The following is a 14,912-nucleotide window of genomic DNA, read 5'->3' on the forward strand; positions in this document are numbered from 1 at the left end:
TTTCTGTACAGGCTAGATAGGACAGCAGATTTTTAAGAAAAGCTTTCCATATCGTGGAGAAATTCCTGATAGAAAATGCCGAGTTTTCCGTGATAACCTTCTTTCCAAGGCTTGTTTCTTCCATAGTAGTGCACAACGGCAGTGTGATTGCGGACCCAGTCGATTCCAAGTTTCTCTTCCTTTGGAAGGTGCAGATTTTTTAGCCGCAGATATTTTTCTCCAAGATTATAGATCAGGGGGTCCAAAAAGATGGTGCGGTCAGCGTACAGGGCATTGAGAATGTCCTGATCCGGGAGCAGCAGAGAGGTTTTGTGTTCGTTGATAAAATCATAGATTTCCTGCGGGTGCTGCTCTTTTCGCAACAAGGAGAGATTGAGCATCATGACACCGGAATTGATATAGCGGGCTTCTTTGGAAAGATGGAGGCGGTGACGGTTAAAGTTCTTAAAAAAGGTGCTTTCGATGTGGGAGGAAGCGGCAAACAGATGATTTTGAAAGTCGATGGAATAAAGCCCGCGCAGATCGTTGAGGATAACAAGGTCCGGGTCAAGATAGAGGATGCGGTCCAGTTCTTGCGGCAGATACTGTGCAGCAAAGAGTCTGAAGTACATTTCCTTCGGGTAACGGTCGGAGATCGGCGCACCCAAAAGAAGTTTATCACAGACGCGGACGTCCACAAACTCGGTACGGGGGATGAGGGTGCGCAGAGAGGAAAAATCATCCTCGGTCAGACTGTTGTTTGCGACATAGACAGTAAAAACTGCGTCCGGATCGGACTGGGACAGCGAATAGAGCATGACACTTAAAACCTTGAGGTAGTTGCGGTCAAGGGTGACCAGAATGTTGTAGTGAAAAATGTTTGACATAAAAACTCTCCTAGACGATAAGATAGTGATTTCCCGTGAATGCATTTCTGTGAAAAGCTGGGGAACAAAAGGGAAATATATTTATTTAAGACAAAATATGCTATAATCATATCATGTCAGATTATTAAGATACAACGGAGGAAATGAGAATAGAATGTTAAAGTTTGCAAAATATCTCAAAAGCTTTCAAAAAGAGGTTTTTCTTGGCCCTGTTTTTAAGCTGATCGAGGCAATTTTTGAGCTGATTGTTCCTTTGGTTATGGCAAGAATGATTGATGTGGGAATTGCAAATGGGGACAGGTTTTATGTGATCAAGATGGGCTGCGTGATGATTTTGCTGGGACTGGTTGGTCTTGGATGCGCGCTGATCTGTCAGTATTTTGCGGCAAAGGCAAGCCAGGGCTTCGGAACGGTTGTGCGCTCGGAAATGTTTGCGCATATCAACAGCCTTTCTCACGGGGAGATCGATCAGATCGGTACTCCTTCCCTGATTACCCGAATCACCAACGATGTAAACCAGCTGCAGCTGGCAGTTGCCATGCTGATTCGACTGGTAGTGCGTGCACCGTTTCTGGTAATCGGCGCGACGGTGATGGCAGTTATCATTGACTGGAAGCTGGCGTTGATCTTTTTCCTGGCAGCACCGCTGGTGGCTGTTGTTTTATATTTTATTATGAGCCGCTCGGTTCCTTATTACCGCATTATTCAGAGGAAGCTGGACCGTATCTCGCTGATTACCCGGGAAAATCTTTCGGGTGTCCGCGTTATCCGCGCTTTTTCCCGTCAGGAGCAGGAGAAGAGTCGATTTTCTGCTGCAAGCGACGATCAGATGGAGACCTCCATCCGGGTTGGAAAGATTTCTGCCCTATTAAATCCCCTGACTAGCACCATCATCAATCTGGCAATTGCTGCTGTGGTGTGGTTTGGAGGTGTCAGGGTAAATGCAGGCGGTATGACACAGGGCGAAGTGATTGCCTTTGTCAATTACTTAAACCAGATCCTTTTAGCGATGATTGTGGTGGCAAACCTGGTCGTGATTTTTACCAAAGCATCTGCTTCGGCTGCCAGAGTGAATGAGGTAATGGAACTGGCCCCTTCTATTGTAAACCGTACGCTCAAAGAAGTGGAGCCCCCAAAACAGGATGTAAGCAAGATTTCATTTGAAGATGTGAGCTTTGTTTATCCGGATGCGGGAGACTATGCGATCCATGACCTGTCACTGGAAGTCGGCAGAGGACAGACACTGGGTATTATTGGTGGTACCGGCTGTGGTAAATCGACCATGATAAACCTTATCCCTCGGTTTTACGAAGTATCCAAGGGATGTGTTAAGGTAGATGGCACCGATGTGCGGGATTTTCCGGTGCGTCAGCTGCGAAAGAAAATCAGTATGGTGCCGCAAAAGGCGGTGCTGTTTTCTGGTACGCTCAGAAAGAACATGCAGTGGCGCGATGAAGATGCCAGTGATGAGGAGATATGGAAAGCACTGGAAGTGGCACAGGCAGCGGAATTTGTACGCAAACTGCCGGATGGACTGGACACGATGATTTTGCAGGGAGGCAAAAACCTTTCGGGTGGACAAAAGCAGCGTCTGACCATTGCCCGCGCGCTGGTGGGTTCTCCGGAAATTTTGATTTTAGATGACAGCGCAAGTGCTCTGGATTTTGCGACCGATGCCGCACTGCGCCAGTCGATTGCAGCACTTTCCAAAGAATCGGGCAATAACATGACCGTTATCTTGGTTTCGCAGCGCGCCAATACGGTTCGATATTCGGATAAAATTATTGTGCTGGATGACGGCAGGGCAGTTGGAATTGGAACACATGAACAGCTGCTTGCAGGCTGTGAGCAGTACAGAGAGATCTACTGGTCGCAGAATGAAGAAAATGAAAAAGGAGGTCAGGAATAATGGATATGGAAAAAAGAACCGATCTTTTCAAGAGAATCCTGACCTTTGCAAAACCGTATTGGCTGTATTTAGCTGGTGCGGTGGTCAGTGCACTACTGAGTGTATCAATGGTGCTGTATGCTCCGATTCTGATTGGACAGGGCATCGACCAGATTGTTGCACCGGGAAAGGTTGCATTTGATCAGCTGCTCCCGATTTTGGGAGAACTGATTGCCGTTGCACTGCTGGGAGCGTTGTTTCAGTGGTTGATGACGCTGTGCACCAATATGGTAACCTATAAGACAGTGCGTGACCTGCGTGTTTGTGTTTTTAATAAGCTGGAAGAAATTCCGCTGAGCAAGATAGACAGCCGCTCTCATGGAGATATCATCAGCCGAATCATCAATGATATTGACTCGATTTCGGACGGACTGCTTCAGGGATTTTCTCAGTTGTTTACCGGAATCATCACGATTGTGATTACGCTGGGATATATGCTTGCTATTAATTTTAAGGTAGGGCTGGTTGTGGTCGTCATCACACCGCTTTCGCTGTTTGTGGCATCCTTTATTGCAAAACATTCCTTTTCGATGTTCCGCAGGCAGAGCGCCATCAAGGGACAGCTCAGCGGCTGTATTGAGGAGCTGGTTGGGAACCAGAAGGTGGTTAAGGCGTTTTGCTATGAGGAGCGCGCACAAAAGGAATTTGACCGCATCAACCACGAGCTGTACGATGCAGGTGTCAAGGCACAGTTTTATTCCTCGCTGACTAATCCCTGCACGCGATTTGTCAACAGCGTGGTGTACGCGGCGGTTGCTCTGGTGGGAGCGCTCTCCTGCATTGGCGGCGGATTTACCGTCGGTGCATTATCCAGCTTTTTGACCTACGCAAACCAGTACACCAAGCCATTTAACGAGATTTCGGGGGTTGTTACCGAACTTCAGACCGCTCTTGCCAGCGCAAAGAGGGTGTTTGCGGTGATGGATGAGCCGGCAGAAACACCGGATGACCCGGATGCTGCACATCCTTCCCGTGCAGAAGGCAGAGTGGAGATTGACCACGTTTCGTTTTCTTATCATAAGGAGCATCCGTTGATTCAGGATTTTAACCTTAAGGTGCAGCCGGGACAGAGAATCGCACTGGTCGGTCCAACCGGCTGCGGAAAGACCACCATGATCAACCTCCTGATGCGCTTTTATGATACCGATGAGGGGGAAATCCGGGTGGATGGCGTTCCTTCCCAGAAGATTGCGCGGGATGCACTGCGCTCCCTGTACGGCATGGTGCTTCAAGATACTTGGATGTTCAAAGGCTCGGTTCGGGATAATATTGCCTACGGAAAACCGGATGCAACTGATGAAGAGGTAGTTGCAGCGGCAAAGGCCGCCTTTGCACACAGCTTTATCATGCGTCTGCCGCAGGGATATGACACCATCCTTTCGGAGGACGGGGGAAATATCTCACAGGGTCAAAAACAGCTTTTGTGCATTGCCCGCGCCATGCTGACCAAGCCTTCTATCCTGATTCTGGATGAGGCAACCTCCAGCATCGATACTCGAACAGAAGTAAAGATTCAAAAGGCATTTGCCGAGATGATGAAGGGACACACCAGCTTTGTGGTGGCGCACCGTCTTTCCACCATCCGCGAGGCAGACTGTATTCTGGTGATGCGTGACGGGAAGGTAATTGAACAGGGTACCCATACAGAATTGCTTGAGAAAAACGGATTTTATCATGAGCTGTATTACAGCCAGTTTGTTCGGACAGAATAAAGATAATTAAAAAACGCTCCCATCTTGGGAGCGTTTTTTGCTGATATCCTTTTTGTATTGTTTTTGTTGAAGATGTTTCACTCGCTGCAACGAGCGACCAAAGGCAAAGCCTTTGAAAACCGCGAGCTTTTTGTAGAAAAGCAAGTTGAAAACAAATGTTCAACTACCGAAACTTCATTTTTTTACCCAACTACCCGTCTTTGCGCTATAGGCGAATGGGTAATGTTTTACTCTTTGCTCAAAGCTGGCTTTGCATTCATTGCCCCCAAGAATATCGTTTCACTCCATTCTCTGAAAGATTGCGGCGAAGCCGAACAGGGTCCAGGCTCAGCCTGGGATTTGTTTTTACTTTAACAAACTAAATTCTTGTACTGAGGCCGAAAGTATGGTATAGTTTTTGCAGATGAAAGCAGTATTTAACCGACATAAAATAGAAATGTAAGAAAAACGAGAGGAGAAAAGACAGTGAATCAGGAAAAGGAAATCATCGTCATCGGACATAAAAATCCTGATACCGATTCCATCTGTTCCGCAATTGCCTACGCAAACTTAAAACGAAAGATGACCGGCAAGACCTATACTCCAAAACGTGCGGGCGAAGTGAGCAAGGAAACTGCTTTTGCTCTGTCCTATTTTGGAGTGGACTGTCCACAGTACCTTTCCAATGTCCGTACCCGTGTTTCGGATATGGAAATCAAGGAAGTTCCGGGTGTGGACCGCAAAATTTCCATCAAGCAGGCGTACAGCACCATGAAGGAAAACGAAGCCAGCACCCTGTGTATCACCAATCAGGAGGGTGTGCTGGAAGGTATCATCACCATTTCCAACATCGCAGCATCCGATATGGATGTGTACGACAACCGAATCGTATCCAAAGCAAAGACTCCGTATGAAAATATCGTCAAGGTGCTGGAAGCAAAGGTAATCTGCGGAGATGTCAGCGGTACTTTTGACAAAGGACGCGTTACCATCGCGGCAAATACACCGGAGCGAATGGTGGACTATGTGGCAGAGCACGACATGGTTATCATTGGAAACCGATTTGAGTCGCAGTTTTTCTCGATTGAGATCGGAGCATCCTGCATTATTCTGTGCACCAATGCAGAACCAAACGAGACCATCATCGAGCGGGCAAAAAATAAGGGATGCATCATTCTATCCAGCCCATATGATTCCTATACAGTAGCAAGACTGATTAACCAGAGCATGCCGGTTGATTTCTTTATGACCCAGCACGGTATCTTGTCCTTCTCGATGGATGATTATACCGACGATGTCAAGGAAGTTATGGCAAAGGAACGTCACCGTTATTTCCCAGTTCTGGGCGAAAACAACCACTATATCGGTCAGCTGTCCAAGCGTTCCTTCCTTGCAACCGAGAAAAAACAGGTCATCTTAGTCGACCATAACGAGAAGAATCAGGCTGTGGACGGGGTAGAGTGTGCAGATATTCTGGAAATCATTGACCATCACCGTCTGGGAGGACTGGAGAGCATCAATCCGGTTTATTTCCGCAACCAGCCGCTTGGCTGCACTGCAACCATCATCTACCAGATGTATTGCGAAAACGGCATTGAGATTGAACAGAGCATCGCAGGACTGCTCTGCTCGGCAATTTTGTCCGATACCCTGATGTTCCGTTCTCCAACCTGTACCGAAGTGGACCGTGCAGCAGCGCAGGAGCTTGCAAAGATCGCAAAGATCGACATTCCGACCTACGCACAGCAGATGTTTGAGGCAGGAAGCGACCTGTCCTCTCGTTCCACCGAGGAGATCTTCTATCAGGACTACAAGACCTTCTGCACCGCAGGGGCAAACTTTGGTGTGGGACAGATCACTTCGGTGAGCGAAGCAGGTCTGCGCGCGCAGATTCCGGCATTGCAGCAGCTGATGAAGGAAAAGACCGAAAAAGATCCTTCCACCATGCTCTTCTTCCTGCTGACCAACATCATCGAGGAAAACAGCATCGTTTTGTGTAGCGGAGCAAAAGCAGAGGAGATCCTTAAGCAATCCAATCACATTGAGGAAATCCCAAGCGATGGGTTGTTGGTTCCAGGTATGGTATCGCGCAAAAAGCAGTTTTTGCCATCCATCATTGCAACCTTGCAGCAGTAATGCATAACTGAACTAATTTTATAAAAAGAAGCGGCAGCAGGATTCCCTGTTGCCGCTTTGTAATTTTGGGGGATAGAGTTAGAGAGTGGAATCAGAAAGGCTTTCCTTTCGACTTTTTCGGCTGGAAAGGCAGACAAACAAAAGTAGTCCCAAGACAGAAAATAGTGCAATGTATTTGGTATAGATTCCTCTGATTGAGTAATGCAGATGCTCTGCGATATCAAACGGCAGAAAGGCAGTAAAAACATGAACCGTTAACAGGACGGCGATTGCCAGATATACAATAAGGAAGCCAAGATTCAGGATGAGAAGAACCTTTTCCATGGTCGGAGACATAAAAATGAGGCTTCTATGCAAGAGCAACTGTCCCAACAGATATCCGCCGAAGAAATAGGCAGCAGGAAAGAAATAATACCAGTAAAAACCAACCCGGTAATAGGTGTAAGTTGCGCGTGTTTCCTCCTGCGCCTGCCCGTATCCCAACAGAACAACTAGGTCAATCACAAACAGAATCAGGAAAAGTCGGTTTATTTTTTTCATGTTATCCCTCTTTTCGTCAAAAGCTTCCCGATAAGTTTAGTTTAGCATATCAGGAGAAAATTGTCGATTTCCTTCAGGAAGAGAACAGGTGGATTTTGCAGCAGCACTTGACAGAACAAAGCTGAATTGCTATACTGGCAAAGGATTTTAATTTTAAGATTTGAGGTGAAAATATGCGCAAATTTTCCTGCTAATCAAGTAAGGGTAAAATGCAGATTACGAAAAGGCGGACAGAGATTCTTTAAAATTTCTGTGCCCAAATTGCGTTTGCCCGCCAGCAGGAAACAAAGCTTGTGCATATTTTCAGAATATAGAAAAAGGTGTCGGGATTTTATGTTCACAGACGGATGTTCTGCGGGATAAGATTTCTGTTTGACCTTTTGTTCCCTTCTGAAAAAGCGGCAGCAGGATTTCCTGCTGCCATTTTTGTTGCCTGAGTTTTGGGAGGGAAACGCCATGTCAATCATTTTGTTATCGAATGTTAGTTTTTGTTATGAAGGAAGTTATGAGCCAGTTTTTGAAAATCTCTCGGCAAACCTGGACACCGACTGGCATCTGGGTTTGACCGGACGTAATGGACGGGGAAAAACCACTCTTCTGCGCCTGATGCTTGGCTCCCAGCAGCATCCTTATGGACTGACCGGGTTTGGAGGAAGCATTGGAGCAAAGGTCTCTTTTGTTTATTTTCCACTTCCGGTCAAACACCCGGAGTGGCTTGCAATGGAAGTGATGGAAGAGCTTTGTTCAGGATGTCCGGAATGGAAAATCCGGCGGGAGCTTTCTCTTCTGGGTGTGGAGGAGGACGCTTTGTGGCGGCCATTTGAAACGCTTTCCGGAGGAGAAAAAACGAAGCTGCAGCTGGCCGCACTGTTTTTGCAGGAGGGCTCCTTTCCACTCATTGATGAGCCGACCAATCACCTTGATATTGAATCAAGAAAGATCGTTTCGGAGTATTTAAGGCGACAGAAGGGATTTTTGCTGGTATCGCACGACCGAGCCTTTCTGGACGGATGTGTCGATCATATCCTTTCCATCGGACGCAATGATATTGAGGTTAGAAAAGGAGATTTCAGCGGCTGGTACCACGATTATCAGACCCGTATTCAGTCTGAGCGGGAGCAGAACGAAAAGCTCAAAAAGGAAATCAGCCGACTGCATGAAGCAGCAAAGCGCACCGCCGAATGGTCGGACCGGGTGGAGGCGACCAAGATAGGAGAAGGTCCCTGTGACCGGGGATATATTGGACACAAAGCTGCCAAGATGATGAAGCGCTCCAAGTCGATCGAGATGAGGAAACTGGATGCTGCACAGGAAAAATCCAAATTGCTCAAAAACGTGGAGAATGTCGGAAAGTTAAAGATTCAGCCGGAGAAGCATTTTGCAAAGAAACTTGTGGAGGTCGGAGAACTGTCTGTCTGTTTTGGTGGAGAACCTTTGTTTTCTCCGGTGAGCTTTTCAGTTGGAACAGGAGAAAAGGTTTGTTTACAGGGCAAAAACGGCTGCGGAAAAACAAGCCTTTTGAAATTGATTGCTGGAGAAAAACTTGATTATCAGGGAACACTTCGGATTGCTTCGGGACTTACCTTTTCTGTAGTCTCACAGGACACCTCAGGACTGCAGGGCAGTTTACAGGAGGAACTTTTGAAAAGCGGAGTGGACCAGAGCTTGTGTATGACCATCCTGCGCAATCTTGGGTTTGAGCGAACCCAGTTTGAGATTCCGCTCGAGCAGTACAGCATGGGTCAGAAGAAAAAGGTGTTGATTGCAAAAAGTCTGTGTCAGAAGGCGCACCTGTACCTCTGGGATGAGCCGCTTAACTACATCGATATTTTTTCCAGAATGCAGATTGAAAAACTGCTTTTGGAGCAGGAAGCGGCAATGCTGTTTGTCGAGCACGATGCAGCATTCTGCGAAAATATTGCGGATAAGATTGTAAGCATCCAAAGAATTTAAAAGGACAGGAGGAGTGGAATGATTTTCACAAAATGGCTGACTTTTCATATTCTGAAAAGGAGAAGAAATGGATTCTCTGAATGAATTTCCCGGGAAATAGAGAAGCCGGTTCTTGTATCCTTTGAGAAAAGGTGGTCTGAAACCATGAGTGAAAATCAAAACAACCTGCGGCAGATGTCCGCTGCGGATATTCCACAGACTTTGCCAAGCTTTCCCAGTGAAGATGGTTCGGGAAGTGCGGTAGTAGTGCCGGATGACATTCCGCAGACCCTGCCAAGTTTCCCGAGTGTTGACGGCTCGGGAAATCCAATCCCAGATACTCCACAGACGCTCCCAAGTTTTCCGCAGCCGATTCCGCCTTCCAACAATACGCCAAACCAGCCAACAACACGCTGCTGCCGGGTAAGGTTTTTCCATGCAGCTGCACAGGCAGGAGCAGTCAATGTGAATGTCGGTTCCCAGAGGGTAGCTACCAACCTTGCTTTCGGTAATTTTTCTACATATTACTGCTTTGGGCAGGGCTTCCGCACCGTTACCGTTTTAAATGCAAGTTCGAACCGAACGGTGCTTCTGCGAAAAACAGTTCCGATGCAGGCGGGAGAGACGATTACTTTTGTGCTGCTTAACAATGCATCGACCGGAACACTGGAACTAAGCCGAATTGATGATACCTCCTGCTCCGGACAGATGGGTGGGTTTGCCTGCCTGCGGATGGCAAATTTCCTGCTGGGAAGTACCGCATTGGATATGATGACCTCGGATGGCAGAGTGGTATTCTCGGATGTCCGTTATAAAGAGAATACTCTTTCCAGACGTCTGCGCCCGGGAAGCTACAGCTTTTATGTGGTCAACACACCACTGCGGATTGAACCTCGCATTGAAGATGTGGAACTCGATGACAGCGATTACCGCGTCAGCGGACGTTATCTGCCGGGCTACGGGGAACTCAGTCCAGTTATTTCCTTTTCCCTGCAGGCGCGAAGAGGAGTTATGTATACCGCTTATATTATCGGGCAGGCAAATACGGACGAAATTCAGGTCGTCATTGCTGCAAACAGTTAGCGAAAAACTGCTAAGAGAGAGGAGAGTTCCTCTCTCTTTTTTTACTAAAAACACAATTTTCTTTTTGGTCACAACTTCCAGTCTTTTCCAGAGGCTTATTGACAGATGTTCATTTTTGTGTCACCCTAATAATGGAGTAATATCAGATTATAACAAAATATATTGGAGGGAAACAGAACATGTCTCATGAGAAAAAGGACTCAGCGTTACAAAAGATGCAGCTGATCCTGCTTTCAGCGGCAATTATGATTGTGCTGGCTCAGCTGAACATCAACCTTATCATCAATGGATTTAAGATATCTCTGGCGGTTATCTGTCTGCCGCTGTTTGCTTTCTTGTTTGAGCATTTTCCGGTTTTCCCGGTTACGCTCATTACAGCACCGGGTATTTTGCTGGTGCGGTGCATTGTGGAGTGGCTGCATAGCGGCGAGATAGCAGAGGCGTTCTGGTCCTATTCGCCGGAGATGTTTTTCCATTTGATGTACGGCGGACTGTTTGCCATTTATGTGCGATTTTTCCCGATCCGGCATTTTCGTCTGGAACAGTTCCTGCCTATTCTGGGAATTGACGTAATCTCCAACCTGACTGAAATCTTTGTTCGTCTGGGAACCGATGCACTGACCACGGCGGTTTTGCTGCGGTTGGTGATTGTGGGAATTGGCAGAACGGTTCTGGCAGTTGTGTTGCTGGCATCCTTTGATGCGTATGGACTATCCATCCTGCGCAAAGATGACCGGATTCGTTACCGAAAGCTTTTGCTGTTGACCTCACAGCTCAAGAGCGAAGTGATCTGGATGAACAAGAATACTTCACGCATTGAGGAAACAATGGCAGTTTCTTATAGCCTGTTCAATGAACTTAATGCAAAAGAAGGAATGGGTGAGATTGCCCAGAAGGCACTGACCGTCGCGAAAGATATCCATGAGGTGAAAAAGGAATACTATCTGATTATGAACGGGATTTCCGATGCGCTCAACACCGACCAGGAAGAGAGCGGCATGTGGATGAAGAATATCTTTGGTATCATGCAGGAAAGTGTTCGCCATGTGTTTGGGGACTATGGGCAAAACATGCGGCTGGATGTGGTTTTGGAAAAAAACTTTTATACCGATAAGCATTACTATCTGATGTCAGTTTTGAGAAACCTGATCAACAACGCAGCAGAAGCAGCGGGAAACAGACATGCCCGGGTAGTGCTTTCCGGCAAGGAAGATGGGGAAGATTATGTGATCGGGGTGCATGACGACTGCGGCGGTATTGATGAGGAATATCTTCCAACGATCTTTATGCCGGGATTTTCGACCAAGATTAACTATGAAACCGGACAGGTCAGTCGAGGATTGGGGCTTTCGCTGGTCAAGGATATTGTGGAATCCGAGCTTGGGGGAAGCATCAGTGTAACTTCGGAAGATGGATGTACCGACTTTACCATCCGGATTCCAAAAGAAAATTTGGAGGTGGAAGCATGATGAAAATTTATCTGATAGATGATGACGCGAGTGTATGTAACATTTTGAAAATTATCATTCAGCAGAAAAAGCTGGGTGAGGTTTGTGGAACCGCCTCAAATGGTATGGACGCGCTGGAGGATCTGGCGTATGTTTCACCGGATATCGTGGTGGTAGATCTGCTTATGCCGATTATGGACGGCATCAACTTTGTGCGCAAAGCAAAAGAACAGTATCCGGATATCAGCTATGTCATGCTCTCCCAGGTGAGCAGCAAGGAAATGATCAGCCAGGCGTATGAGTGTGGCGTAACCTTCTTTATTCAAAAGCCGGTCAACGGTATGGAAGTAGTGCGTGTTCTGACTAATGTAATCGACTCCATTCAGATGCGCCGAACCTTCAATCAGATGCAGTCTTTGTTCTTAAAAGATACGCCTCCGAATGCCGCAGCTGCACCGATTCCGGAAATTCGCCTTGCTTCTGAGCAGCCTGCAGAAGAAAAGCCGCACATCAAACGGCTGCGCTCTATCCTGCAAAAGTTGGGCATCATCGGAGAAAGCGGCAGTGCGGATATTATCACGCTGGTCGATTATATGATTGAGCAGGGACCAGAATCGGGCAAATTTACTGTATCCGAATTGTGCAGCAAATTTAGTCCCAACAATTCCAAGTCGATGGAACAGCGTATTCGCCGTACCGTCAATGCAGGGCTTACGAATCTTGCCAACATGGGAATTGAAGATTATTCCAATGATACCTTCCATGATTTTGCAGGTTCCATTTACAGTTTTGAGCAGATTCGCAAAGAGATGGATTATATCCGAGGAAAATCGGACAGCCATGGCAAGGTTTCGCTCAAAAACTTTTTAAACTCTCTGATCTTTTACTGTACCAATTGATCGAAACAAAAACAGCGAAAAAGCGACCTGAATTTTCAGGTCGCTTTTTTTATTAGTGCTTTAGCAAAGAACTTTCGCCAATAAGCGAAAGTTCAACAACCGCCCGCTATGCGGGTGGATTAAGGCTTAAGCAAAGAAACATCCTTTCTGGTAAGATAGAGATTGTTCAAGCCTCTAAAAAACCAGGAAAGGATGTTTCTTATGGCAAATAGTTTAGCACATACCAAATGGGTATGCAAGTATCACATCGTTTTTACACCAAAGTACCGTCGGAAAATAATCTATAAAGAATTGAGAAAAGATATCCAGCAAATCATAAAAGATTTGTGTAAGTGGAAAGGTGTAGAAATTATAGAAGGGCATATGATGCCGGATCATGTACATATTCTGGTAAGTATACCGCCCAAATACAGTGTATCCCAATTCATGGGATACCTCAAAGGGAAAAGTGCGATGATGATATTTGAAAGGCATGCAAACCTAAAATACAAGTGATATTATGTAAGTACAGTAGGAATCAATACTGCGACAATACAAAAATATATCCGAGAGCAAGAAAAGCAAGATCAAATAGAAGATAGTTTAAGCAAGAAGGAGTATGTAGACCCTTTCAAGGGTAGCAAGTAATCATACCACCAGAGGCTTGAACAAAGTGAAAGCCAGCGTCATTTAGGCGCTGGCTTTTATCACGGCCTTATAGGCCGCTCGTCATGCCACCCCTCTTAGGGGTGGTCATGACTTGTTTAATAGAAACCCGGAGATGGGAAGGTGTAACTTTTTGAAATTCCTAATCAAATTCAACAGAAGATGTTTACAGAGATAGTAAAAGAGAAGAAAAAGGGAATCTTATTGTACGACAGGTACAATAAGATTCAAAGCGGATCAGGGAATAGATGTGATAAACGGGAATTATGGAAGGATTTTATGAGAAAAAAGCGGATTTTTCATGAAGGAACGATGAAATAGAAGAATTAAGTGTAGAGAAATGTGGAAAATATTTAGATATAATAACGAAACATAGATTTACAAGAGACAAGAAAACAACCTTTTTTGTTGTACATCACGTCAGAGATTGCACCGAATAACTAAACAAATTTAACAAAGTTGCGTTTTCGCGGTATTTTGACAAAATAATTTCTGTAACTTTTTGTAGTTTTATAAATCTTCCCTCTATAATCTAGGCATAGTCAATCACAGAGGTACACAAGATAAAATGTACCGAAAAAATGTAAGTTTCGTATGGAGGTTTCAAGTATGTTAACAATTCTTTCCGGAGTCGGTTTCCTGCTCCTCACACTGGCCGTTTTCTCCCTGTTCAGCTTAAAGTTTCCTAAGGGAAGCGAAGCAATGTCCGGTATGGCAAATGCAGCTGTTGCATCTTTCCTGGTAGAAGCAGTACACAAATACATCACTGGTGATCTTTTGGGTATTGCATTCCTCGGTGAAGTTGGCGCAACCGCAGGCAGCCTCGGCGGCGTTGCAGCAGGCGTTATGGTTCCAATCTGCATGGGTGCAAATCCAGTATTTGCAGTAGTAGGCGGTCTTGCCTGCGGCGGTTACGGAATCCTGCCAGGTTTCATTGCAGGTTACATTATCGGTCTTGTTTCCCCATACATTGAAAAATATCTGCCAACCGGTCTGGACCTGATCCTCGGTGCACTGACCGTTGCTCCTCTGGCAAGACTGGTTGCATTCGCAGTTGATCCAGCAGTTAACTCTGTTCTGACCATGATCGGCGGTACCATTTCCGCAGCAGCAGAACAGTCCCCACTGGTAATGGGCTTCCTGCTCGGCGGCATCATGAAGATGATCTGTACTTCCCCACTCAGCTCGATGGCTTTGACCGCAATGCTTGGTCTGACCGGTCTTCCTATGGGTATCGCTGCAATCGCATGTTTCGGTGGTTCCTTCACAAACGGTATGATCTTCCACAAAATGCACTACGGCGACAAGAGCAATGTTATCGCTGTTATGCTTGAGCCACTCACCCAGGCACACATCGTTACAAAACATCCAATTCCGATCTTTACTTCCAACTTCTTTGGCGGCGGTCTGGCAGGTCTGGCAGCAGCAGCTCTGGGCATCGTAAACAACGCTCCTGGTACTGCTTCCCCAATCCCTGGTATGATTGCTCCATTCGGATTCAACCCACCGCTCAAAGTGGTTCTCGCACTGGTACTGGCAGCAGCTGGCGGTCTGCTTGCAGGTTATGTTGGCGGCACAGTCTTCAGCCGTCTGGAAAACAGAAAAGCAGCACCTGTTGTTTATGGCGATCCACTTGCAGATGACGAAGAAGAAGCATTCAACGCTTAATTTCATTTTAGATAACTCATCTATATTTCATAATCCTCGTAACTTACACAAAGAGC

Annotated in this window: 11 protein-coding genes and 1 pseudogene; 10 read left to right on the top strand and 2 right to left on the bottom strand. The window is 46.3% G+C overall.

Annotation, left to right across the window (positions count from 1 at the left end):
* Positions 1-32: 32 nt before the first annotated feature.
* Positions 33-866: a glycosyltransferase family 8 protein gene (locus BQ5375_RS03475; RefSeq protein ID WP_022131409.1), complete on the bottom strand. Its 834-nt coding sequence runs from the start codon at positions 864-866 to the stop codon at positions 33-35.
* 154 nt (positions 867-1,020) lie between these two features.
* Here BQ5375_RS03475 and BQ5375_RS03480 point away from each other — a divergent pair, with 154 nt between their 5' ends.
* From BQ5375_RS03480 to BQ5375_RS03495, 4 genes are all read left to right on the top strand, one after another.
* Positions 1,021-2,775, top strand: a complete 1,755-nt coding sequence (locus BQ5375_RS03480) for an ABC transporter ATP-binding protein (RefSeq protein ID WP_022131408.1) — start codon at positions 1,021-1,023, stop codon at positions 2,773-2,775.
* Positions 2,775-4,526 carry an ABC transporter ATP-binding protein gene (locus BQ5375_RS03485; protein WP_022131407.1) on the top strand — a complete coding sequence of 584 codons (1,752 nt, stop codon included), beginning with the start codon at positions 2,775-2,777 and terminating at the stop codon, positions 4,524-4,526. The genes BQ5375_RS03480 and BQ5375_RS03485 overlap by 1 nt, the downstream gene beginning before the upstream one ends.
* 24 nt (positions 4,527-4,550) lie before the next feature.
* Entirely contained in the window at positions 4,551-4,880 is a 330-nt protein-coding gene (locus tag BQ5375_RS03490) for a hypothetical protein (protein WP_076917413.1), read from the top strand.
* Between the two features lie 111 nt (positions 4,881-4,991).
* Entirely contained in the window at positions 4,992-6,641 is a 1,650-nt protein-coding gene (locus tag BQ5375_RS03495) for a putative manganese-dependent inorganic diphosphatase (protein WP_022131406.1), read from the top strand.
* Positions 6,642-6,719: 78 nt separating this feature from the next.
* Here BQ5375_RS03495 and BQ5375_RS03500 read toward each other — a convergent pair whose 3' ends face one another.
* A complete protein-coding gene (locus tag BQ5375_RS03500) occupies positions 6,720-7,181 on the bottom strand; it encodes a hypothetical protein (protein WP_022131405.1) in 462 nt (153 codons plus the stop codon).
* Between the two features lie 456 nt (positions 7,182-7,637).
* On the opposite strand from BQ5375_RS03500, the gene abc-f reads away from it, so the two are divergent.
* The 6 genes and pseudogenes from abc-f to BQ5375_RS03530 all read left to right on the top strand — a co-directional run bounded on the left by abc-f (position 7,638) and on the right by BQ5375_RS03530 (position 14,856).
* A complete protein-coding gene (abc-f, locus tag BQ5375_RS03505) occupies positions 7,638-9,134 on the top strand; it encodes a ribosomal protection-like ABC-F family protein (RefSeq protein WP_022131404.1) in 1,497 nt (498 codons plus the stop codon).
* A 144-nt stretch (positions 9,135-9,278) separates the two neighbouring features.
* Positions 9,279-10,196 carry a DUF4397 domain-containing protein gene (locus BQ5375_RS03510; protein ID WP_022131403.1) on the top strand — a complete coding sequence of 306 codons (918 nt, stop codon included), beginning with the start codon at positions 9,279-9,281 and terminating at the stop codon, positions 10,194-10,196.
* A gap of 179 nt (positions 10,197-10,375) precedes the next feature.
* Entirely contained in the window at positions 10,376-11,665 is a 1,290-nt protein-coding gene (locus BQ5375_RS03515; RefSeq protein WP_022131402.1) for a sensor histidine kinase, read from the top strand.
* Positions 11,662-12,543, top strand: a complete 882-nt coding sequence (locus tag BQ5375_RS03520) for a response regulator (RefSeq protein ID WP_022131401.1) — start codon at positions 11,662-11,664, stop codon at positions 12,541-12,543. Before BQ5375_RS03515 ends, BQ5375_RS03520 begins: the two co-directional genes overlap by 4 nt.
* A gap of 192 nt (positions 12,544-12,735) precedes the next feature.
* A pseudogene (gene tnpA / locus BQ5375_RS03525) lies at positions 12,736-13,170 on the top strand (IS200/IS605 family transposase).
* Between the two features lie 627 nt (positions 13,171-13,797).
* Complete coding sequence (locus BQ5375_RS03530) at positions 13,798-14,856, top strand: PTS sugar transporter subunit IIC (RefSeq protein ID WP_022132124.1); 1,059 nt, start codon at positions 13,798-13,800, stop codon at positions 14,854-14,856.
* Positions 14,857-14,912 lie beyond the last annotated feature (56 nt).

The sequence above is a fragment of the Negativibacillus massiliensis genome (assembly GCF_900148495.1).
In the GTDB taxonomy this organism is placed as follows: domain Bacteria; phylum Bacillota; class Clostridia; order Oscillospirales; family Ruminococcaceae; genus Negativibacillus; species Negativibacillus massiliensis.

Excerpts from the sequence above, each read along its gene's own strand:
- BQ5375_RS03475 (WP_022131409.1), bottom strand. The coding sequence starts at position 866 with ATGTCAAACATTTTTCACTACAACATTCTGGTCACCCTTGACCGCAAC.
- BQ5375_RS03480 (WP_022131408.1), top strand. The coding sequence starts at position 1,021 with ATGTTAAAGTTTGCAAAATATCTCAAAAGCTTTCAAAAAGAGGTTTTT.
- BQ5375_RS03485 (WP_022131407.1), top strand. The coding sequence starts at position 2,775 with ATGGATATGGAAAAAAGAACCGATCTTTTCAAGAGAATCCTGACCTTT.
- BQ5375_RS03500 (WP_022131405.1), bottom strand. The coding sequence starts at position 7,181 with ATGAAAAAAATAAACCGACTTTTCCTGATTCTGTTTGTGATTGACCTA.
- abc-f (WP_022131404.1), top strand. The coding sequence starts at position 7,638 with ATGTCAATCATTTTGTTATCGAATGTTAGTTTTTGTTATGAAGGAAGT.
- BQ5375_RS03510 (WP_022131403.1), top strand. The coding sequence starts at position 9,279 with ATGAGTGAAAATCAAAACAACCTGCGGCAGATGTCCGCTGCGGATATT.
- BQ5375_RS03515 (WP_022131402.1), top strand. The coding sequence starts at position 10,376 with ATGTCTCATGAGAAAAAGGACTCAGCGTTACAAAAGATGCAGCTGATC.
- BQ5375_RS03520 (WP_022131401.1), top strand. The coding sequence starts at position 11,662 with ATGATGAAAATTTATCTGATAGATGATGACGCGAGTGTATGTAACATT.
- BQ5375_RS03530 (WP_022132124.1), top strand. The coding sequence starts at position 13,798 with ATGTTAACAATTCTTTCCGGAGTCGGTTTCCTGCTCCTCACACTGGCC.